Origin of the sequence: Mesorhizobium sp. WSM4976 (assembly GCF_029625685.1) — a bacterium.
Taxonomy (GTDB): domain Bacteria; phylum Pseudomonadota; class Alphaproteobacteria; order Rhizobiales; family Rhizobiaceae; genus Mesorhizobium.
Genome location: NZ_JARTVT010000027.1, coordinates 38265 through 58445, shown reverse-complemented (window position 1 = coordinate 58445; position 20181 = coordinate 38265). Strand labels below are relative to the sequence as shown.

The 20181-nt window shown below is 65.2% G+C and carries 18 protein-coding genes; 13 read left to right on the top strand and 5 right to left on the bottom strand.

The genetic code is table 11. The features are described from left to right. Positions 1-24: 24 nt before the first annotated feature. Positions 25-927 (bottom strand): SDR family oxidoreductase, encoded by a 903-nt coding sequence (locus P9272_RS27955; RefSeq protein ID WP_278163008.1) that lies wholly within the window; start codon positions 925-927, stop codon positions 25-27. 99 nt (positions 928-1026) lie between these two features. On the opposite strand from P9272_RS27955, the gene P9272_RS27950 reads away from it, so the two are divergent. Next, positions 1027-1860 carry a helix-turn-helix transcriptional regulator gene (locus P9272_RS27950; RefSeq protein WP_278163007.1) on the top strand — a complete coding sequence of 278 codons (834 nt, stop codon included), beginning with the start codon at positions 1027-1029 and terminating at the stop codon, positions 1858-1860. A gap of 14 nt (positions 1861-1874) precedes the next feature. Here P9272_RS27950 and P9272_RS27945 read toward each other — a convergent pair whose 3' ends face one another. Then, positions 1875-2828 (bottom strand): LysR family transcriptional regulator, encoded by a 954-nt coding sequence (locus P9272_RS27945; protein ID WP_278163006.1) that lies wholly within the window; start codon positions 2826-2828, stop codon positions 1875-1877. Between the two features lie 84 nt (positions 2829-2912). Here P9272_RS27945 and P9272_RS27940 point away from each other — a divergent pair, with 84 nt between their 5' ends. Together P9272_RS27940 and P9272_RS27935 are read left to right on the top strand one after the other, a co-directional pair. After that, positions 2913-3740: a class I SAM-dependent methyltransferase gene (locus P9272_RS27940; protein WP_278163005.1), complete on the top strand. Its 828-nt coding sequence runs from the start codon at positions 2913-2915 to the stop codon at positions 3738-3740. 70 nt (positions 3741-3810) lie between these two features. After that, positions 3811-4314: a hypothetical protein gene (locus tag P9272_RS27935; RefSeq protein ID WP_128259053.1), complete on the top strand. Its 504-nt coding sequence runs from the start codon at positions 3811-3813 to the stop codon at positions 4312-4314. Here the strand turns inward: P9272_RS27935 and P9272_RS27930 are convergent. Continuing rightward, positions 4311-4850: an Lrp/AsnC family transcriptional regulator gene (locus P9272_RS27930; RefSeq protein ID WP_128258993.1), complete on the bottom strand. Its 540-nt coding sequence runs from the start codon at positions 4848-4850 to the stop codon at positions 4311-4313. The two genes, P9272_RS27935 and P9272_RS27930, sit on opposite strands and share 4 nt — an antisense overlap. Positions 4851-4898: 48 nt before the next feature. Between P9272_RS27930 and P9272_RS27925 the strand changes: the two genes are divergently transcribed. Together P9272_RS27925 and P9272_RS27920 are read left to right on the top strand one after the other, a co-directional pair. After that, positions 4899-6083, top strand: coding sequence for an MFS transporter (locus tag P9272_RS27925; RefSeq protein ID WP_278163004.1), 1185 nt, complete (start codon positions 4899-4901; stop codon positions 6081-6083). Positions 6084-6141: 58 nt separating this feature from the next. Next, positions 6142-6564, top strand: coding sequence for a GNAT family N-acetyltransferase (locus tag P9272_RS27920; RefSeq protein WP_128258991.1), 423 nt, complete (start codon positions 6142-6144; stop codon positions 6562-6564). Positions 6565-6619: 55 nt separating this feature from the next. On the opposite strand, the gene P9272_RS27915 is transcribed toward P9272_RS27920, so the two are convergent. Then, positions 6620-7735, bottom strand: a complete 1116-nt coding sequence (locus P9272_RS27915) for an anhydro-N-acetylmuramic acid kinase (protein WP_278163003.1) — start codon at positions 7733-7735, stop codon at positions 6620-6622. A gap of 187 nt (positions 7736-7922) precedes the next feature. Between P9272_RS27915 and P9272_RS27910 the strand changes: the two genes are divergently transcribed. From P9272_RS27910 to P9272_RS27875, 8 genes are all read left to right on the top strand, one after another. Then, on the top strand, positions 7923-8612 hold the full coding sequence (locus P9272_RS27910) for an SDR family NAD(P)-dependent oxidoreductase (RefSeq protein WP_278163002.1): 690 nt from the start codon (positions 7923-7925) through the stop codon (positions 8610-8612). 203 nt (positions 8613-8815) lie between these two features. Continuing rightward, positions 8816-9652, top strand: a complete 837-nt coding sequence (locus tag P9272_RS27905) for a transporter substrate-binding domain-containing protein (protein ID WP_278163001.1) — start codon at positions 8816-8818, stop codon at positions 9650-9652. Between the two features lie 29 nt (positions 9653-9681). After that, positions 9682-11019: a cation:dicarboxylase symporter family transporter gene (locus P9272_RS27900; protein WP_278163000.1), complete on the top strand. Its 1338-nt coding sequence runs from the start codon at positions 9682-9684 to the stop codon at positions 11017-11019. Further along, positions 11016-11813 carry an amino acid racemase gene (locus tag P9272_RS27895; protein WP_128258986.1) on the top strand — a complete coding sequence of 266 codons (798 nt, stop codon included), beginning with the start codon at positions 11016-11018 and terminating at the stop codon, positions 11811-11813. Before P9272_RS27900 ends, P9272_RS27895 begins: the two co-directional genes overlap by 4 nt. Before the next feature lie 369 nt (positions 11814-12182). Beyond that, positions 12183-13025, top strand: coding sequence for a MetQ/NlpA family lipoprotein (locus P9272_RS27890; protein WP_278162999.1), 843 nt, complete (start codon positions 12183-12185; stop codon positions 13023-13025). Positions 13026-13108: 83 nt separating this feature from the next. Beyond that, positions 13109-14200 (top strand): methionine ABC transporter ATP-binding protein, encoded by a 1092-nt coding sequence (locus tag P9272_RS27885; protein WP_278162998.1) that lies wholly within the window; start codon positions 13109-13111, stop codon positions 14198-14200. Then, the gene (locus P9272_RS27880; RefSeq protein ID WP_278162997.1) at positions 14181-14837 is read left to right on the top strand and encodes a methionine ABC transporter permease; all 657 of its coding nucleotides are present in this window, start codon (positions 14181-14183) and stop codon (positions 14835-14837) included. The genes P9272_RS27885 and P9272_RS27880 overlap by 20 nt, the downstream gene beginning before the upstream one ends. Before the next feature lie 210 nt (positions 14838-15047). Continuing rightward, complete coding sequence (locus P9272_RS27875; RefSeq protein ID WP_278162996.1) at positions 15048-16067, top strand: isopenicillin N synthase family oxygenase; 1020 nt, start codon at positions 15048-15050, stop codon at positions 16065-16067. 404 nt (positions 16068-16471) lie between these two features. Here P9272_RS27875 and P9272_RS27870 read toward each other — a convergent pair whose 3' ends face one another. Next, complete coding sequence (locus P9272_RS27870) at positions 16472-19876, bottom strand: acyl-[ACP]--phospholipid O-acyltransferase (protein ID WP_278162995.1); 3405 nt, start codon at positions 19874-19876, stop codon at positions 16472-16474. Positions 19877-20181: the final 305 nt, after the last annotated feature.

The window sequence follows — 20181 nt, the reverse complement described above, 5'->3', positions numbered from 1 at the left end:
GCTGCCGAACCGCCCTGGAGTCCGCTAGGCCGCGGCCGCCTGCGAGTAATCCATCCGCTCCAGATCGGCGATGAGGCCGGGTCCGGTCGGCTGCCATCCGAGATGGGCACGCGTCCATTCGCTCGACGCCGGCATGTCGAGACCGGCGAACATGGCTAGCCATCCGAAATGGCCGGCGGCCTCTTCCTGCGAGAGCGAGACAACCGGCACGTTGAGGCCGGCGCCGATCACTTCCGCGATCTCGCGCATCGGAATGCCTTCTTCCGCGACGGCGTTGTAGCGAACGCCGGCTTCCTGCTTGTCCAGCGCCAGGCGGTAGAGCTTCGCGACATCCAGCACATGCGCCGACGACCACCGGTTGCGGCCTTCGCCAACATAGGCCGACACGCCCTTGGCGCGCGTCTGCGCGATCAGCGGTGTGATCAGGCCCTGCTTCACCGTGTCATGCACCTGCGGCAGCCGCACCACCGATACTTTGACGCCCTTTTCGGCCATCGCCACGCCGGTAAGCTCGGATAGGATGCGCGGATTGGGATGGTCGGTGTTGAAGACGTCTTCCCTCGCCGGCTGTCCGTGTTCGGCGGAGCCCATGCCGACACCCGACGTGATGATGAGCAGCCGGTCGGAGCCGGCGAGCGCGCCGGCCAGCGCTTCGATGGCGCGCTTGTCCTTCTCGCAATTCGCGACGAAATTCGAGAAATCGTGGTCGAAGGCGGTGTGGATCACCGCATCCGATTTCGCCGCGCCGTCGCGCAGGCTGTCGAGGTCTTCGAGGTCGCCGCGATGCGGCTCGGCGCCGGCGGCGACAAGCGACCGCGCACCGGCATCGGAGCGGGTCAGGCCAAGCACCTGGTGCCCCGCGGCAAGAAGCTCAGGCACGATCCTGGAACCGATGAAGCCGGTTGCGCCGGTAAGGAATACACGCATGAGATGGTCTCCTTCGATTGTTCGGAGGCCTTATTTGCGCTATAAATCATTCTGTTAAAGTAGTGACATTATCATGGTATAATAGCCAATAGGATCGCAATGCCCATCGACACCTGCAACAGGCTCGGCACCTTTTTGCGAGATCGCCGCATGCGTCTCGATCCCGCCGCCTTCGGCTTCGCCATGGGGCGCCGGCGCACGCAAGGGCTGCGCCGCGAAGAGGTGGCGCAGCGCGCTAATATCAGCCCGACCTGGTACACTTGGTTGGAGCAGGGAAGGGGCGGCGCACCGTCCGCCGATGTGCTGAACCGCATCGCCACCGGTCTGATGCTGACCGAGCCCGAGCGCGAGCATCTGTTCATGCTGGGCCTCGGCCGGCCGCCGGAAGTCCGCTACAAAAGCGTCGACAGCGTCACGCCGCGTCTGCAGCGCGTCCTCGACGCCTTGGACCCCAGCCCCGCGATCGTCAAGACCGCGACGTGGGATGTGGTGGCCTGGAACCGTGCCGCCGCGGCGATGCTGACCGACTATTCCAAGCTGCCGCGCGAGCAGCGCAACATTCTGCGCCTGATGTTCGGCAACCCGCGCGTGCGCGACGCCCAGGACGATTGGCAGAGCGTTGCGCGCTTCGTGGTCGGGTCCTTTCGGGCGGATGCCGTTCGCGCCGGCGCCGGCGCGGAGGTCACCGAACTCGTCGAGGAGCTTTCGCGGGTGAGCCCCGAGTTTGCCGCGCTCTGGCGGGACAATGACGTCGTCCCCGCGCATGGTGAAGGCGTGAAGCGTCTGCGGCATCCCGAAATCGGACTGATCGAGCTGGAGTTCTCGGTCTTTGCCGTTGACGGCCGGCCAGAGCTCGGCATGATCGTCTACAACCCCGCGACGCCTGCTGACGCCGAGCGCATCCAATCGCTGATTGGGTCTTGCTCCGGCTGACGCAATGTCAATCGTCAGCTTTGCCGCCGCCGGTCCGATCGCTTCGGGGGAGCGTCGGCGTCGCCCCGCTGCCTGATGTGGTCGATGAAAGCGCGCAGCTTCGGCAGCACCTGGTGCCGTTCCGGATAATAAAGGAACACACCCGGCGTGGTCACCGCGAAGCGGCCGAGCAGCGCCTGCAGGCGTCCGTCGACGATCGGCGCTTCGGCTATGGGACCGGGCACCTGCGCAAGCCCGACACCCTGGATCGCCGCGCCGAGCAGCGAGGGGTAGTCATGCGCGATCAGCGGTCCCGAGACGATCGCCTCTATCGTCTTGTTGCCGTCGACGAAGGACCATGGCGCGAACGAACCGTTGGAGCGGCGCAGGCGCAGGCAGGCATGGTCGCGCAGATCTTCGATATACTCGGGCGCCGCGCGCCGGCGCAGATAATCTGGACTGCCGACGACCGCCATCGGGAAGGAGGGCGTCAAGCGAACCGCGACCATGTCGGGCGCGATCAGATCGCCCATGCGGATGCCGGCGTCGAATCCTTCGGCGGCGAGATCGGCCAACTCGCCGCTGGCGACGATCTCCAGCTCGATCTCGGGATAGGTCTGGCAGAAGGAGGCGATCATCGGCTCCAGCAGCACCGGCACTACGGCCGGCGGCACCGAAAGGCGCAACAGCCCTGCCGGCCGCTGGCCAATGCCGCGCGCGACCTCGCTCGCGGCGATCAGCTCATCGAAAGCGGGCCGGGCGCGGGCGAAAAAGCGCTCGCCGGCTTCGGTCAGGCCGACGCTGCGCGTCGTGCGGATGAAGAGCACAGCACCGATGCGCGCCTCGAGCGTTCGTATCGCCTGGCTGATCGCTGATGGCGTGACGGCGAGCTCGGCCGCCGCCTTGCGGAAATTGCGGTGCCTTGCCACGCTCAGGAAGGCCTCGACGCCGTCGAGCGCGCCATGCCGGACTGTGAAGTTCTGCTTCATGACCCATCGACATTATCGCGGATAGTTGCCGGCAGAAAGCGAACGTATTTCTTTCGAGACTTGGAAGCCTGAAGGGAAGAGGCAATGACCGATGAACTGGACCGCGTGCGTGATCACTATCGCGCAACAGGATTGACCGATCGATTGAGGACCGCACTGGCGATCTTCGGCCCTGAGGAAGACCGGCTGAAGCCCGAACAGCTGGCGACCCTTGACCAATTCCACACCCGCGGTCTGGCCGCGACGGCGGAGCTCGCCAATCTCGCTGTCATCACCGCCGACATGTCGGTGCTGGACGTCGGATCGGGTGTTGGCGGGCCGGCTCGCTTCCTGGAGGTGACCTATGGCTGCAGAGTTACGGGCGTCGATCTCAGCGAACCCTTCGTCGAGGCCGCGCGCTATCTCACCGCGCGAACCGGGCAGGACGGCAAAGTGTCGTTCGAAACCGGCAACGCGCTGGCGCTTCCCCTCCCGGATGGCATGTACGATGCAGCGCTTTTGCAGCACGTGGCGATGAACATCGCCGACCGGTCGCTGCTCTACCGCGAGGTCAGGCGCGTGCTGAAGCCGGGCGGAAAATTCGCCACCTTCGACGTCGTGCTGAATAGCGGCGATCCTCTTTATCCGGTGCCATGGGCGAAGACGCCAGGCGAAAGCTTCCTGCTGACCGCCGAGGCGACCTGCGAGGCGATTGAGGCGGCCGGCTTCGGCACGCTCGTCCGCCGCGACGACACCGCCATTGCCAAGGCCTGGTTCGCCGAGCTCCGTGCCTACGGCCCGCCCCCTTCGCTCAATCTCGGCGTCGTCATGGGGCAGGGGTTCGCGGAACTCGCCACCAATCTCGGACGCAATCTGATGGAGGGACGGCTGGGCATCCTGACCGCGGTGTTCGAAGCCGTTCCGGTTAACTGAGCAATTCCAGGCAAGTGTTCAGCGGTTTTCCCTCCGGGATTGCGAAAACTAATATTGAGGAGAGGCGATGATGTCACCGGCCCTGATCTTCAACATCCATCTCGCGCTTGGCTACGTGCCGTGGCTGCTTTGCTTCGCCGCCTATATCTGGCCAAGGCTGAGGTCGATGGAGCCGATCGAGGCGCAGCGCGCCATCGCCACGCTGCACAGCTTTCGCTTCTTCGGGCTCGTCTTCCTTATCCCGGGCGTGGTCGGCCCCGACCTCGCTTCTGGCTTCGCAAGCTTCGCCGCCTACGGCGACTTCGCGACCGGGCTCCTCGCCATGCTGGCGCTGCTCTTGGCGGCGAGGCCGGCGATGTTCTGGCCGCTGGTCGTCGCCTTCAACCTCGTCGGCGTGGTCGACCTTGTCGGCGACTATTATCACGGCACCATGCTCGACCTTCCCGGTCATGCCGGCCAGTTGGGCGCGACCTATGTGATCCCGGTCATCTACGTGCCGCTGTTGATGATCACGCATGTCGCGGCCTTCTATCTGCTGGCGCGGTCCAGGCGCCATCAGCCGGCAACGGCCTAATACATGGGGTTTGCCATGTGCTTGGGGGCGGGAAATTCGCTCGTGATCTCCGGCTGCACCGGACGCTCGAGATAGGTCGACAGCACGACATAGCTGCGCGTCGAGGTGACTCCGGGCGTGTCGTACAGACGGCCCAGCAGGCCCTCCAGCGCGCGCGTGTCCTCGGTGCGCACCTTGAGCAGCACGCAGGTGTCGCCGGCGACCGTGTGGATTTCCTCGACCTCGGGATATTTCGAGACCGCCATCAGCTCCGGCGTCTTGCCCCAACCCCTGGTGTCGATATGCACGAAGGCAAGCAGCGGCTTCTTCACCGCCCTCGGATCGATGATCGCCGATGTGGCGCGGATGGCGCCGCTGCGCTTCAGCCGCTTGACCCGCTCATGCGCCGCCGGCGGCGACAGGCCAACGCGCTCGCCCAGATCGGCATAGCTGATGGTCGCGTCCTCGACCAGAACGCCTAATATCTTTCGGTCGATCGGGTCGATCTCGCGGGCTGGTTGCTTGTTCCGCTGAATGTCATCTGTTTCTGCGTCCATATGGAAATTCTCCATTGCTACGGAATTTAATTCGGCCATTATGGATATATGTCGAACAGCAATCAATTAGCTATTGCAGCCGAGGCGCCGCGCGCGCCGATCCCGGCCGCCGCCTATCTGCTGACGGGCTGCATCGCCGTCATCGGCTCCAATTCGCTGGTTCTGGGACCCATCGCGCCTGCCGTCGCGGCATCGTTCGGCGCCAGTGTGCCGGGGGTGATGACGGCTGCCGCCACCTTCGGCCTCGGCACGTCGGCCAGCGCGCTCTTCCTTGCCCGCTACATCGACCGAATCGGTGCGCGCCGCATGCTGCAGGGCGCATTGCTGCTGCTGGCCCTGGCGCTGGTCGCCAGCGCGCTCGCGCCGACGGTGATGGCGCTGGTTGCTGCCCAGTTCGTTGCCGGCATTGCCGCAGGCATCGCCATGCCGGCGATCTATGCCAGCTCGGCCGCGATCGCGCCGCCCGGCCGCGAGAGCGGCACCATCGGTGTCGTGCTGACCGGCTGGACGCTTTCCATGGTCGCCGGCGTCTCACTGTCGGCGGTGCTCGCCGATCTCGTCCACTGGCGCGCCGTCTTCGCGGCCGTCGCGCTTCTCGCGGGAGCGGCCGTTGCCGGCCTGGGGATGAGTTCGCTGCATGACACCAGGAAGGGCGGCCCCGCGCCGTCGCCGCTCGGCGCGCTCGCCGTTCCCGGCATCCTGCCGCTCCTCATTGCCTGCGGCGCCTTCATGACCGCCTTCTACGGCGTCTACGGCTATCTCGGCGATCATCTCCACGAAGCCCTCGGCGAGCCGGTCAGCGCCAACGGCCTGGCGGCGGTCGCCTACGGCATGGGCTTCGGCGCGGCAGCCTTGCTCGATGGCGTCATCGACCGGCTCGGCGCGCGTCGCGTCATGCCCTTCGCCTATCTGCTCGTTGCGGCCGTCTATGTCGCGATCGCGCTGGCGAGCGGCGGCTTCGGCCCGTTGATCGCGACAATCGCCGTCTGGGGCCTTGCCAATCATTTCGGTCTGAACGTGCTGGTCATGCGTCTCACCGCGCTCGACCCGTCGCGGCGCGGCACCATCATGGGCCTGAACAGCGCGGTCACTTATCTCGCCGTCACCGTCGGCACAGCGGGCTTCGGCCCGCTCTACACAAGCCTCGGCTTCGCCAATTGCGCCCTGATCGCGGCTGGACTGATGCTGGTGGCGGCAGGCGCGGCGGCATGGCGGTCGTCGACCCGGCAATAGGCTTGCATCTGCCGTCACACCTTCGCTAAGGCTGGCTTGCGAACCGGAGTCGCAGCCGATGAAGACGACGCTCGAGATCACCGCCGAGCCTTTGCCGCAGGACCTCGCTTTCCTGGGCGGAAGCCTCACCGCTTTCAATGATGCCGACGTCGGCCCCTCAGGCAGGAAGCCTCTCGTTGTCTTTGTACGCGACGAGCACGGCGCGATCGCCGCCGGCACTTCCGGTTACACTGCCTGGGGCTGGCTTTATGTGCAGTGGCTATGGGTCGACGAGAAGCTGCGCGGACGGCGCATGGCCGCCAGCATGCTCGAAGCCGCCGAACGGGAGGCTGTCGTGCGCGGGTGCCACGGCGCCTGGATTGACACTTTCAGTCCAACCGCTGAGAAGGTCTACGAGCGCCAAGGCTACAAGCCGTTCGGCGAATTGCCGGATTTCCCCATCGGCCGCCGCCGCGTCTTCCTGCAGAAGAAGCTGCCTTAGAGCAATCCAGGAAAAGTGTGGAGCGGTTTTCCGTCCGGAATTGCGTCAAAACAAACTAGCCCGCCAGCCTTCCGCCGCGCAGCGGCTCGGGCGCGCCGGTCGTGCTCGGAAAGCTGATCGGCAGGCCGCGCAGCACGCGCACGGCGAGGAAAGCAAAACATTCCGCTTCCACCGCGTCGCCCTTCCATCCAAGCGTCTCGGCCTGCATCACCTCGACGCCGGCGCGGCGTTCGAGCATCGTCATCATCGTCGGGTTGTGGCGGCCGCCGCCGCTGACCGCCAGCCGCTTCGGCCGGCGTGGCAACAGGTCGAGCGCCTTGCCGACCGCCGACACGGTGAAGGCCGTCAGCGTAGCGGCGCCATCCTCGGCATCCAGCCCGTCGGCCATCGCCGCGGTGAAGTCGAAGCGGTCGAGCGATTTCGGGTAGGGCTTCGTCAGATACGGATGCTGCAAGAGCCTGGCGAGCCGTTCCTCATCGACCTTGCCGGCAGCCGCCAGCCTGCCGCCGCGATCCATCTCGCCGAGGCCCTTCGCCTTGATGAAATCATTAACCGGCGCGTTAGCCGGACCGGTGTCGAAGGCGATGATGCTGTCCTTGCCGTCCCACCATGTGATGTTGCCGACGCCGCCGAGATTGAGCACGGCGGTGTCGCCGCTCGGATCGGCTTCTTTCAGCAGCGCCGCATGATAGGCGGCGGCCAGAGGCGCGCCTTGCCCACCCGCCGCGACATCGGCCGAGCGGAAATCATAGGCGACCTTGGTTCCAAGCAGCGAAGCCATCAACTGGCCATCGCCGAGTTGGCGCGTGCGGCCAATCCGTCCCGGCTGCGGGGCGCGATGCAGCACGGTCTGGCCGTGGAAGCCGACGACGCCGATATCGGCCATGGTCATACCCTGGCTCTCGACCAGATCCCTGACCGCCGCCGACTGCGCGCGAGTCAGCGCCTCCTCTGCCTCGCGAAAGATCGCCGGCTCCGGTCCCTCGAAATTCCAGATGCGCGCCTGGCGCAGCGTCTCTTCGAGCAGGCCGCGAATCGACTGCGGGTAGGGGGCCAGCGTGTAGGTGCCGGTGTCGGCGATGCGCTCGCCATCCGTCTTGATCAGCGCCACGTCGATATTGCCGTCGAGCACCGTGCCGGTCATCAGGCCGACGGCCCAGATTGGTTCCATGGTCCTTCCTCGAATCGCCCTTCATCACGTGTCGGACGGATCGGCGCGGCAGGCAAGCCTTTCGCCGCGGCCAAGCAGGCGGCCTTTTGCGCGAAAGGGCGAAAATCGAGCAACCACATTCTTGTCTCTTGCCGCTGAAGGCGCGAGCCTGCCGACCGATACCGACCTGTCCCAAGGAGAAAATGCCATGGCAGCCAATGTTGCAGTGATCGCGGGCGCCGGCTCCGGGCTGGGCGCTTCGCTGGCGCGGCTTCTCTCCAGGGAGGGTTTCCGCGTCGTCCTTGCCGCGCGCAATGTCGACAAGCTGGGTGCGCTGGTCAAGGAAACCGGCGCGGTGGCCGTCGAAACCGATGTGTCGGACGCGGCTTCCGTCGAGCGGCTGTTCGGGGCGGTCGACAAGGCGGGCCCGCTCGAAATCGCCGTCTTCAATGCCAGCGGCCGCACGCGCGGGCCGATCGCCGAGCTCGATCCCGTCGCGGTCAAGCAAGCTCTGCTCGTCGGCGCCTATGGCGGCTTCCTGGTCGGCCAGCAGGCGGCGCGCCGGCTTCTTGCGCGCGGCTCCGGCTCGATCCTGTTCACCGGCGCCACCGCAAGCCTCAAGGGCTTCTCCGGCTCGGCGGGCTTCGCTATGCCGAAATTCGGCCTGCGCGGGCTGGCGCAATCGATGGCACGCGAGCTTGCGCCGAAGAATATCCATGTCGCGCATTTCATCATCGACGGCCAGATCGAGCCGGCCGGTCAGGCGCCCGAGCCCGAACGTCCGGACCGCCGCCTCTCGCCCGTCGCGATCGCCGAGACCTACCTCGCCGTCCATCGCCAGCATCGTAGCGCCTGGAGCTTTGAGGTCGAACTGAGGCCCTGGGTCGAGACGTTCTGACGGCCCACACTTGCATGGACCTTACAATAAGGCGCCCCGCCGCGGCTGCGTTATGTTAGCAGGTCTGCATATTCCGGATGCCGTTTAGCGGTTGGCAATGTAAGAAAGCGAAAAATAAAAGATACCTTTACTTAACTTTGGCATGCATACTGCGGTTTGGTCAGAATTGTTGTCCGGCTCTGCTGCGCGAATTGAGAATGGGCATGCCGCTTACACGTCGCACGCTGTTTGCAGCCGGAGGCGGAGGGCTACTGATCGCGCAGGCGCAAGCCGTAGCCACGCCGGCCCAGGCGCAAAATGCTCCAAGACCCATCGTGAGCGACAACAAGCTGCGCATCGCCATGCCGGCTTTCGCCTCCGATCCGTTCTTTCCGGCCGACGGCTCAGGCGACAAGGGCATCGACATGGACCTTGCGCGCGGCATAGCCGCGGAACTTGGCGTCGAACCCGTATTCGACCGGTCCGCCGTGTCCTTCGATGGCATGGTGCAAAAGCTGACGTCCGGCCAGGCGGACCTGGCGATCGGCAAGCTCAGCCGCACGCTTCAGCGCGGCCGCTCGATCCTCTATTCCCGGCCTTACGCAATGCTGCATCAGGGTCTGCTTGCCAACCGCGTGAACCTGGCGCGCATAACGCAAGGCAAGCCGCCTGAACAGATCATCCGCGATTTCTCCGGCGAACTCGGCGTGATCGAAGGCTCGTCCTTCGCCACGTATGCGGCGACGACCTTTCCGCACGCCACGATCCAGCGCTTCGCGGGCTGGAACACGGTTATCGACGCGATCCGCAACGGCATGATCGACCTTGCCTATCGCGATGATTTCGAGATCAAGAAGCTGATGGTCGACGATCCGTCGATGACGGTGGTCGCGCGCTCGATCACGCTGACCGACAAGGTCGACACGATCGCGGTCGGCGTCAGTCCGGCCAATCCGCATCTTGCCGCCTTTGTCGATCTCTATCTTGATCTCGCGCGAGGCCAGCAGGTCCTCAGCACCGACGAGATCATCGCGCGCTATCGCCAGGGGAGCAAAGCCTGACGATGGCCGTCTCGGATGCAGCCGCACCCATGCCTCTCGATTGGCGCCTGGCGGCAAAGCGCATCCTGCGCTCGCCGTTGACGACGATCATCATGATCTTGTCCGGGATCCTGTGCGGACTCTATTACCCGGCCTTCGCCCATGCGATCAGCCCCGTCGCGCAGGTCTACCTGAATTTCCTCAAGATGGTCGTCCTGCCCTATCTAGTCTCGTCCGTGATCTTCTCGATCACCGCGATGGTCCAGGACCCGAAATCGGTCCGCTATCTCGGCAAGGTCGGCATGGCCGTCCTGGTTGTGTCGTTCCTCGCCGTGCTGGTCAGCGGCACCTATTCGCTGATCCTCAAGCCCGGCCAGATCGAGAACCCGCAGTCGCGCATCGAGCTCGGCGAGTTCATCAATTCGCAAGGCAGCGTCTCCACCGATCTCGCCTTCCCATTCCAGCCGCCACCGCCCACCGGTGACCCGAACGGCGGACATTCGATCTTCCTGGATCTGGTGCCAAACAACGTCTTCAACGCGCTGGCGTCGGGCCAGACCATTCAGGTCCTTTTGTTCTGCCTGCTTTTCGGGCTCGCGATGGGCAAGATCCCCCAGCCCTCGTCGCTGAGCCTCTCACAGGCGCTCAACGCGGTGTACCGGGCCTGCACGGTGCTGACCAACTGGTTCGTCTGGGGACTGCCCTTCGCAACCTTCGTCCTGATCGCCGACCAAACCGCGTCGACCGGCACCAAGCCGCTGATGCTGATGGGCTGGTATCTGCTGGTGATGGGCCTTTCCTGCCTGACATTCCTGGCCGGCGCGTTCGCAATTATCGCCATCAGGTCGCGGCGAAGCTACTGGGCCACGATCAAGACCCTTCAGCCGCTTCTGATGGTTGCCATCACGACGCGCTCCACGGTCGCCTCGCTGCCCTGGGTCATCAATCTTTTGAGCGAGCGGCTACGCTTCAATCTGGTGGTGGTCGAGCTGCTCGTGCCGCTGCAGGCGGCCCTGCTGCGGACCGGGCCGGCACTGGTCTACACCTCGGGCACCCTGTTCATCGCCCAGCTCTACGGCCATCAGCTGGCGATCCCGGATCTGCTGCTCGTCGGCATCGTCTCGGCGCTTCTGGCGCTGACGACCGGCGGCATGGGCAGCCTGCTCATCCTGTCCCAGATGTCCATCGTCTGCGGCTACCTCAAGTTGCCCTTCGAGGCGGCGTTTGCCCTGTTCGTCGCGGTGGATGCGGCCGTGGACACGCTGATGACGCTGTCCAGCGTCTCCACTGTGGCCGCAAGCACGGCAATGATCGCGCCCAGCCATCGGGAGGCGGCGCAGGGCGCTGAAACCGTCGCGCAAGAGCTCGAAGCCGAGCCCCCCCGATGATCGACGACGGCATTCGACCCCAGCTCGGCATAATCGGCGGTCTCGGGCCGCTGGCGTCGGCCGACTTCTACTTCAAGCTGACGCGGATGACCGAGGCGCTGCGCGACAACGAGCATGTGCCTTCCGTCATGCTCAGCGTGCCGCAACTGCCCGACAGGACCGAAGCGATCCTGGCCGGTCATGACGGGCCGCTGGCGCCGCTGCAGGCCGCGATCGCAACGCTCAACGATCTCGGCGTCGCCTGCATAGCTATGCCTTGCAACACCGCCCATCATTGGTACGATAAGCTGGCGGCGGACTCGCGAGCCAAGATCATCCACATCGGCGATGCGGTGACGGCAGAAATCCGCCGCGGCCTGGACCGGGGCAGGGTTGCGAACCTCGCAACCCGGGGCACGCTTGTATCCGGCTTCTATCAGAACAGGATATCGGCGGCAGGATTCGAGGTCTGCTTGCCGGCGGACGCGGAGTTCCAAGAACGCGTCGACCGCGCGATCATGCTCGTTAAGGCCGGGTCGATCGCGCAAGCCGCTGCCGAGACCGAGCGCGCGCTTCATCTGGCGCAAATGGCCGGCGCAGATGTTGCACTTCTCGGCTGCACTGAACTGTCCGTCGTCGCGGCCAGCCTCGGCGACACGAACGGTCTGGTCGTCATCGACAGCAATGCCGCGCTGGCGCGGGCCAGCCTGCAACGACTGGGCTACCCTGTCCAGGAAGCGCGGGGCCTGCCCACCGTCGCATCGCTGCCGGCGGCCGGCCGGCCGTCCTTGCGTGTCACCCGGCGGGCTTCCTAATGCATGTCGCCCCAGAAGTGTGCAGCGGTTCCGGAACGACGACATGCATCAAACTAATGCATGTCGCCCAGAAGTGTGCAGCGGTTCTGGGACAACGACATGCATCAAACAAACACTTAAAGCGCGTCGCCTGAATCCGGTTCAGCGCGACGCGCCTTAGGCGCGCAAGCTTCCATCGCCTCGCGGTCGATATTCGCTCGCCAGCGGTCGATGTGCTCCAAGTCATAAAATCTTTGAGAGAATATTTTCCGCCTCCCATCCGAGAGGAAATGCGCTTCGTTGCCCGAGCGGGCAGCATTGGTGATGCTTGATACCAAGGCTTCGCATTCCGCCAGGCCGCAATGATTTCAGGATCGCAAGGAACGCATCATGTCCGACGCTTCAAATTCTCTCCTTACGTCAATCACCAGGCGCGCCGGACTGGCGGCACTTCTCGCCACGACGTTGGCCGTCATCGGCCTCACTGGACCGTCGCCGTCCTTCGCCGAGGACAAGAAGGCAATCAAGGTCGGCATCATCAGCGGCGAGGATGAGGATGTCTGGCGCGTCGTCACCGCCGAGGCGGCCAAGAAAGGGCTGACGATCGAGACCGTAGTCTTCAACGATTACACCCAGCCCAACGAGGCGCTGGAGCGCGGCGAGATCGATGCCAACGCCTTCCAGCACAAGCCCTATCTCGACAACCAGATCAAGACGCAAGGTTATCACATCGTTCCGGTCGGCTATACGGGCGTTTGGCCGATCGGTCTCTATTCGAAGAAGCATGCCAAGGTCGCCGACCTGCCGGAAGGCGCTGTCATCGGCCTGCCCAACGATCCGTCCAACGAGGGCCGCGCGCTGCATGTGCTGGAGCATGAGGGCCTCATCAAGCTGAAGGACGGCACCGGCATCCTGGCCACCACCGCCGACATTGCCGACAACCCGAAGAAGCTCGAGATCAAGGAGCTCGACGCCGGCATCGTCGGCCGCTCGGCGGACGATCTCGATGCCGCGGTCGTCAACACCGACTGGGCGCTGAAGAGCGGCCTCGGCCCTGAAATCCGCATCGCGCAGGAGCCGGTGGCCGACAATCCCTACCGCAACTTCATCGCGGTCAAGGCCGGCAACGAGAACGAGCCCTGGGTGAAGACGCTGGTCGCCTCCTACCAGAACGAGACGGTCAAGGCCGAGTTCGACAAGGTCTACAAGGGCACCGGGATCAGCGCCTATTGACCGGCGCATGGCTGGGAAAAATGAGCGGTCCGCCGTTGGGCGGGTCGCCGTCGCGTTTGCGTGGCACTGAGACGGACATAGAGATGAACCAGCATCTCACCGCCGGACCTGCCGACCCGGCCCGCGTCGAGCCGACCGAGCGGGAAGACGTCGTCCGCCTCGTCGATCTGAAGCGCCGCTTCGGCGCGACAGCCGCGCTCGACGGCGTCTCGCTGACCGTGAAGAAGGGCGAGATCCTGGGCATCATCGGCCGCAGCGGCGCCGGCAAATCGACGCTGATCCGCTGCCTGAACGGGCTGGAGCGGCCGGATTCCGGCGCGGTCTTCATCGAGGGCCGCGAGATCAGTCGTCTCGGAGAGCGCGAGCTGCAGCCGCTGCGCCGCCGCATCGGCATGGTGTTCCAGCATTTCAATCTTCTGTCGGCCAAGACCGTCGAGGGCAATGTCGCGCTGCCGCTCAAGATCGAAGGGCGGCCTCGCGCCGAGCGCATGGCCCGGGCGGCCGAACTGCTGCAACTCGTCGGTCTGTCGGAGAAAGCCAAGGCCTATCCCGTTTCGCTGTCGGGCGGCCAGAAACAGCGCGTCGGCATCGCCAGGGCTTTGGCCGCGCGGCCGGCGCTGCTTTTGTCGGACGAGGCAACCTCGGCGCTCGATCCGGAAACGACGCGCTCGATCCTGGCCCTGCTCAAGGACATCAATTCCAGGCTCGGCCTCACCATCCTGCTGATCACGCATGAGATGGAAGTGATCCGCTCCATCGCCGACCGCGTGGCGGTGATCGACGCCGGCCGGATCGTCGAGCAAGGCGCTGTCTGGCAGGTCTTTGCCAACCCGAAATCCGAGGTCACCCGCAGCCTTCTCGGCGGCATCCGGCCGCAACTGCCGCCCGAGATTGCCGGCCGGCTGGTTCCGGGCGAAGGCGCGGAAACGATCCTCCGGATCGACGTCGCCGAGGAGGCGGCGCGTCGCCCTCTGCTGTCCGAGCTTGCCGCCAGCCTGCCCGGCGCGTTCCGGCTTGTGCATGGCGGCATTGACCATGTGCAGCAGCAGCCGGTCGGCACGTTGTTCGTGGCGGTCCCTGGAGCCGACGCCGCGCATCTGGCGGCCGTTATCGCTTTCCTCAAAGACCGCGGTGCGCGGGTGGAGGTGCTTGGCCATGTCGCCGGTCCTGTTTGAACTCCTGCTCCGCTCGATCTGGGAGACGGTGCTGATGACCGGCGCGTCCGGCCTCATCTCGCTCGTCTTCGGGCTGCCGCTCGGGCTGGCCCTGGTCGCCACCGATCGCGGCGGCATCGCCGAGAGCCTTTGGGTGAACCGTGGTCTGGGTGCCGTCATCAACGGCTTCCGTTCGGTGCCCTTCATCATCCTGCTGGTGGCGCTGATCCCTGTGACGCGGCTGATCGTCGGCACCTCGATCGGCACCTGGGCGGCGATCGTGCCGCTGTCGATCGCGGCGACGCCCTACTATGCGCGCATCGCCGAAGTGTCGCTGCGCGAGGTCGATCACGGGCTGATCGAAGCGGCGCGCGCCATGGGCGGCAATCGCTGGACGATCATTCGCGAGGTGCTGGTCCCGGAAGCGCTGCCGGGCATCGTCGCGGGCTTTACCGTGACGCTGGTCACGCTGGTTGGCGCCTCGGCCATGGCCGGCGCCATCGGCGCCGGCGGCCTCGGCGATCTCGCCATCCGCTACGGCTACCAGCGTTTCGAGACGAGCGTCATGGTCGCCGTTGTCATCGTGCTCATCGTGCTGGTCTGCGGCATCCAGTGGATCGGCGACCGGCTGGTCGCTCGTCTGGATCATCGCGGATGATGTGCGGCGTCCGAACGCAATTTGCCACAAAAGCAGGGAATTGAGCGCCGGCTTGCTCCGTTCGCAAAGAGATTGGTCGGCGCTTTTCTTCACCAGCAATGACGCGCATGCCATCGTGCGGCGGGGTCGCCAGGGCAGTTCCGGGAAGCGCCCAGCAGTCTTCCGTCCGGAATGCGAAGACATACAGTTGCCGCCAAGAGGAGCCTGTCCATGCCAAGAATAATTCCGGTGCTCGATCTCGATCGCCTGGAGCAGGGTCCATCCGAGCTTCGAACTTTTTTGTTTGATTTGCGCACCGCTGCCCGCGATGTCGGTTTCTTCTATCTCAGCGGACACGGCATCACTCAGCCGGAGATCGACGCGGTGCTGGGGGCCGCGCGCGGCTTCTTCGCCCTGCCGGAAGCCGACAAGCTCGCGATCGAGATGGTTAAGTCGCCGCAGTTCCGCGGCTATACGCGCGCCGGCGGCGAGCTGACCAGGGGCAGGGCCGACTGGCGCGAGCAGCTCGACATCGGCGTCGAACGCGCGACCATTGCGCAAGGGCCGGGCGTGCCGGCCTGGACGCGGCTGCAGGGCCCGAACCAGTGGCCGGCCGCGCTCCCCGATCTGAAGCCGGCGCTGCTTGGCTGGCAGGCCAAGGCGACCGATGTTGCTATCCGGCTGCTCAAGGCCTTCGCGCTGTCGCTCGACCAGCCGGAAGACGCCTTCGATGCGATCTATCGCGGCGAGCCGAACCACCGCATGAAGATCGTGCGTTACCCCGGCCGCGACACGACTGGCGACGACCAGGGCGTCGGCGCGCACAAGGATGGCGGCTTCCTCACCCTTCTGCTGCAGGACGAGAACAAGGGCCTGCAGGTCGAGTATGACGGCAGCTGGGTCGATGTCGACCCGATTCCGCGAACGCTTGTCGTCAACATCGGCGAACTGCTTGAACTCGCCTCGAACGGCTATCTCAGGGCGACCGTGCACCGCGTCGTCACGCCACCAGCCGGCATCGAACGGATTTCGGTGCCGTTCTTCTTCAGCGCGCGGCTCGATGCGACGGTCCCGCTGCTCGACCTGCCGCAGGAACTGGCGGCTGAAGCGCGCGGCCCGGCCAGCGACCCGGACAACCCGCTGTTCCGCGACGTCGGAACCAATGTGCTGAAGAGCAGGCTGAGGTCGCATCCCGACGTGGCGCGCCGGCACTATGCTGACCTTCTGGAAAAAGCATCGGCCGCCAGCTGACGATTTCCGGAAGATTGAGCGAGATTTTTTCGCGATTTCGACCTTTTTTGGAATTCCATTCGTGGAAAATACACCCTCCAGGCCCCAAATAAGGGCCATCGCTCGGTGTTTTCCTCCCATTGCGCCGGGCGATGTTCCCCTCTGAAGGTTATGACCTTCATGCTTGGCCGGGCCGCTTTCGCGCCCGGCCTTTTTCTTGGAAGGGCAGGCCTGCCCGGCCGCGCTCGCTCGCATCAGTACCGGCGCCGTGGCGTTGATCGAGGAACCGGCGCCCGAACGCGCCCGCCATCTACCGCCGATTGAAGGACGCAGCAGGGGCGCCTGCTCGAATGCTGGATAGGCTGGCAGGCGGATTCGACAATGAACGGGCCCGCGCTTGCCGCAGGCCCGTTCATGCAGTCAGCTCAGGCGGCCTTGACCTTCAGCTCTTCCTCGCCGCGCACCATCCGGGTCACGCCGGCAAAGTCGAGCTTGCCTGAACCGAGCACCGGCACTTTCGGCACGACGCGCACTTCGGCCGGCACCATCAGGTCCATGGCGCCATTCGCCTTGGCGAAGGCGAGGAAGTCCGCGCGGGTCGCGTTGGGCGCTTCCGTTATCAGGATCAGCTTCTCGCCCTTGCGCGCGTCCGGCACCGTCGCGACGGCCGCCGGCGAGCCTTTCCAGAGCTCACCGGCCAGTGCCTCGACCGCCGCCAGCGAAATCATCTCGCCGCCGATCTTGGCGAAGCGCTTGGCGCGGCCGCGGATCGAGATGAAGCCGGCGTCGTCGACGGTGACGATGTCGCCGGTGTCGTGCCAGCCGTCTTTCAGCGGCTCGATCACGCCGGGGTTCTCGGCGAGCAGATAGCCCGACATGACGTTCGGACCACGCACGAAGAGCCGTCCGCCCTCTTCGACGCCGGGCACCGGATCCAGGCGATACTCCATGCCCGGCATGATTTTTCCGACGCTGCCCGACTTGTTGTACATCGGCGTGTTGATGGCGATCACCGGCGCTGCTTCCGTCACGCCGTAGCCCTCGAGGATGCGCAGGCCGAACTTCTCCATGTAGATCGTGCGCGTCGCCGCCTTGACGGGCTCGGCGCCGGCGAAGCAGTAGCGCACCGAGCGGAAGTCGTAAGGATGCGCCGTGCGGGCGTAGCCGGCGAGGAAGGTATCGGTGCCGAAGATGATCGTCGCGTTCGATCCGTAGATCAGTTCCGGCACGATGCGGTAGTGCAGCGGGGAGGGGTAGAAATAGACCGGCACGCCCGAAATCAGCGGCAGCACCGTTCCCGCCGTCATGCCGAAGGAGTGGAAGATCGGCAGCACGTTGAACACCTTGTCGCCCGAGTGGAAGTCGATGCGCGAGGCCGCCTGGGCGGCGTTGGCCAGGATATTGCGGTGGGTCAGCACCACGCCTTTGGGCGTGCCCTCCGAGCCCGAGGTGAACAGGATCGCCGCCGAGTCGTCGGCCTTGCGCGGCACCCGAGGCGCCGTCTTGCGCAACAGGCCGAGCAGCTTGTCCTTGAGGCTGATCGTGGCGCGCAGGTCGTCGAGCCAGACGATGTCGACCGAACGGCCGATCTCCTCGACCACCGGCCCGAGCTTTGCCTGCTCGACGAAGGCGCGGGAGGTGAGCACGGTCTTCACCCCGGCCGCCTGGCAGGCTGACAGGATGTTCGCCGCGCCCGCGGTGAAGTTGATCATCGCCGGCACCTTGCCGGCCGACATGACGCCGAGCAGCGTAGCGCATGAGCCGTTGGCGTTGGGCAGCATGATGCCCAGCGTCTCTTGTCCCGCGTAGAGATGCTCGAACTTCTCGCCAAGCACCGCGGCGGCGGTGAGCAGCTTGCCGTAGCTCAGCGAACCGGTGACCGGATCCTGCACGGCGAGTTCTTTCATGCCGCGCTCCTGGGCCGTCGCGATGATCTTCTGAAGCACCGTCTTGTTGATGTCCTGGGTGCGGAAGACGAGGTCCGACATCACCTGATAGAGCGCGGAGCCCGCCGCGGCGCGGCGCTGGCGCCCCTTCAGCTCCGGGGGCACTTCGAGCTTTACCGGCTCCAGGATGGTCACCTTGACCTTCGGGAACAGGCGATGGCGCACATGCTGCGAGGAGAGCCGCGAGAAGTAGCTCTTCTCCAGCCCCTCGATGCGCACCGGCACTACCATCGAGCCGGTCTTGTCGGCGACCATGGCGGCGCCGTCATAGACCTTCATCAGGCCGCCGGTGACGGTGATGCGGCCCTCCGGGAAGATGACCAGCGGATCGCCGCCCTGCACGATCTTGATCAGCGTGCGGGTCGACATCGGCTTCGCCGGATTGAGCGGCAGCGCGCGGGCGAGCTTCATGAAGGGCTTCATCCACCAGGCCTGGGCGATCGTGTAGTCGATGGCGAAGACCGGCTCCTCGTCGGTCAGCGTCAGCGCCAGCGGACCGTCGAGGAAGCTGACATGGTTGAGCGCCAGGATCGGCGCCTTGCCGGCCGCCTTGAGATTGTCCAGCCCCTCGACCTCCAGCCGCAGGAAGGCGCGGAACAGGATCGAGACGAAATCGCGGAACGGGTTGGTCGGCAAGAATTTCAGCATCAGCCAGGCGGCAATCGCGTTGGCGACGACGAGGCCGAACAGGATGCCCGCGATGGAGACGCCTGCTGCCTGGATGGCGGCGACAAGGATGCCGCCGACCGTCATGAAGCCGGCATTGACGATGCTGACCGCCGCGACGACGCGGGCGCGGCGCGCTTCCGGCGACCAGGCCTGCACGGCGGCGAAGGTCGGCACCACCAGGAAGGCGGCGGCAATGGCCATGCCGGCGAGGTCGATGGCGACACGGATGGTGTTGGGGCCGGCGAAGAAGGTCGACAGGCTGGCGGCTGTCGGCGAAGGCTGCATGCTGCCGATGGTCCATGCGAGATGCAGGCCGAACAGCGCCATCAGCACGGTGCCGACCGGCGCGGGCAAAAGCACCATGCGGCCTTGCGACATCCAGGCGGCGATGGCCGAGCCGATGGCGATCGAGACGGCGAACACCGCGAGATAGGCGGTGACGGCGATCTCATTGCCGCCGAGCGAATCCTTGATCATCGCCGGCAGGATCGAAAGCACGATGGCGCCGACCAGCCAGAACCACGAGGTCATCAGGCCGGCGCGCCAGATGCGCGTATCGGTGCGCAGGTCGGCGACCTGCCGCCAGGTCGAGCGCAAGATGTTCCAGTCGATGGTGAGGTTGGGAGCAGCCGAACCGGTGGAGGGGATGTAGCGGCTGACGAACCAGCAACCGACGGCCAGCGCCAACATGATCGGTCCGAACACAGTGACACCGATGCCGTCGGCGGAGACGACGCCGCCAGCAATCGTGCCGCCCAGGATCGCGGCGAAGGTGGCCGACTCGATCCAGGCATTGGCCTTGGGCAGTTCCTTGCGCTCGAGATGATCCGGCAGGATGCCGTATTTGATCGGCCCGAACAACGCCGAGACGATGCCGAACATCAAGAGCGCCGTCATCAGCACCGGGATCGAGGACAGCGCGATGCCGACGACCGCGACGGCGGCCGCAGCGATCTCGGTGAATTTCAGGCGCCGCGCGATCAGCGCCTTGTCGAAGCGGTCGGCGATCTCGCCGCCAAGCGCCGAAAGCAGCAGGAAGGGGGCCATGAAAATGGCGCCGGCCAGCGTCACAAGCGACGCGGCCTGATCCTTCGCCAGGGTGAAGAGAATGAGGAACACCAGCGTGTTCTTCAGGAAGTTGTCGTTGAAGGCCGAGAGGAATTGCGTCCAGAAGAGAGGCGCGAAGCGCCGCGACATCATCAGATGGGTGTTCATGGCAATTTCCATTGGGCAAGTCCGGCCGGCAATCCGATTGGACTGAGCGGACACTTGCGCGGTTTGAGCCTTGTTTATCGGGAAGCGGTTAAGCTTCGTTACTGCGATTCAACCCAGTCCATTTGTTTCTTGTTCTCGGCGCCCGGAATCGGTCGTCCGTGATCGGTCTCCAGGCCTTCCAGGCACTAGACTGTTTGCGGGCTTGGCTGTCGGCGAGCATCGATAGGATCCTTTCGTTTCAGCGTTAAGCCGGATCGGCGCCGGTCTGTTTCAGGTAAGATACATTAATTTGAACGTTGTTCACG

Coding starts and splice junctions, on each gene's coding strand:
- P9272_RS27880 (WP_278162997.1), top strand. CDS start 14,181: ATGTCGCCGGTCCTGTTTGAACTCCTGCTCCGCTCGATCTGGGAGACG.
- P9272_RS27955 (WP_278163008.1), bottom strand. CDS start 927: ATGCGTGTATTCCTTACCGGCGCAACCGGCTTCATCGGTTCCAGGATC.
- P9272_RS27945 (WP_278163006.1), bottom strand. CDS start 2,828: ATGAAGCAGAACTTCACAGTCCGGCATGGCGCGCTCGACGGCGTCGAG.
- P9272_RS27885 (WP_278162998.1), top strand. CDS start 13,109: ATGAACCAGCATCTCACCGCCGGACCTGCCGACCCGGCCCGCGTCGAG.
- P9272_RS27895 (WP_128258986.1), top strand. CDS start 11,016: ATGATCGACGACGGCATTCGACCCCAGCTCGGCATAATCGGCGGTCTC.
- P9272_RS27900 (WP_278163000.1), top strand. CDS start 9,682: ATGCCTCTCGATTGGCGCCTGGCGGCAAAGCGCATCCTGCGCTCGCCG.
- P9272_RS27940 (WP_278163005.1), top strand. CDS start 2,913: ATGACCGATGAACTGGACCGCGTGCGTGATCACTATCGCGCAACAGGA.
- P9272_RS27930 (WP_128258993.1), bottom strand. CDS start 4,850: ATGGACGCAGAAACAGATGACATTCAGCGGAACAAGCAACCAGCCCGC.
- P9272_RS27870 (WP_278162995.1), bottom strand. CDS start 19,876: ATGAACACCCATCTGATGATGTCGCGGCGCTTCGCGCCTCTCTTCTGG.
- P9272_RS27935 (WP_128259053.1), top strand. CDS start 3,811: ATGTCACCGGCCCTGATCTTCAACATCCATCTCGCGCTTGGCTACGTG.
- P9272_RS27890 (WP_278162999.1), top strand. CDS start 12,183: ATGTCCGACGCTTCAAATTCTCTCCTTACGTCAATCACCAGGCGCGCC.
- P9272_RS27920 (WP_128258991.1), top strand. CDS start 6,142: ATGAAGACGACGCTCGAGATCACCGCCGAGCCTTTGCCGCAGGACCTC.
- P9272_RS27875 (WP_278162996.1), top strand. CDS start 15,048: ATGCCAAGAATAATTCCGGTGCTCGATCTCGATCGCCTGGAGCAGGGT.
- P9272_RS27905 (WP_278163001.1), top strand. CDS start 8,816: ATGCCGCTTACACGTCGCACGCTGTTTGCAGCCGGAGGCGGAGGGCTA.
- P9272_RS27910 (WP_278163002.1), top strand. CDS start 7,923: ATGGCAGCCAATGTTGCAGTGATCGCGGGCGCCGGCTCCGGGCTGGGC.
- P9272_RS27925 (WP_278163004.1), top strand. CDS start 4,899: ATGTCGAACAGCAATCAATTAGCTATTGCAGCCGAGGCGCCGCGCGCG.
- P9272_RS27950 (WP_278163007.1), top strand. CDS start 1,027: ATGCCCATCGACACCTGCAACAGGCTCGGCACCTTTTTGCGAGATCGC.
- P9272_RS27915 (WP_278163003.1), bottom strand. CDS start 7,735: ATGGAACCAATCTGGGCCGTCGGCCTGATGACCGGCACGGTGCTCGAC.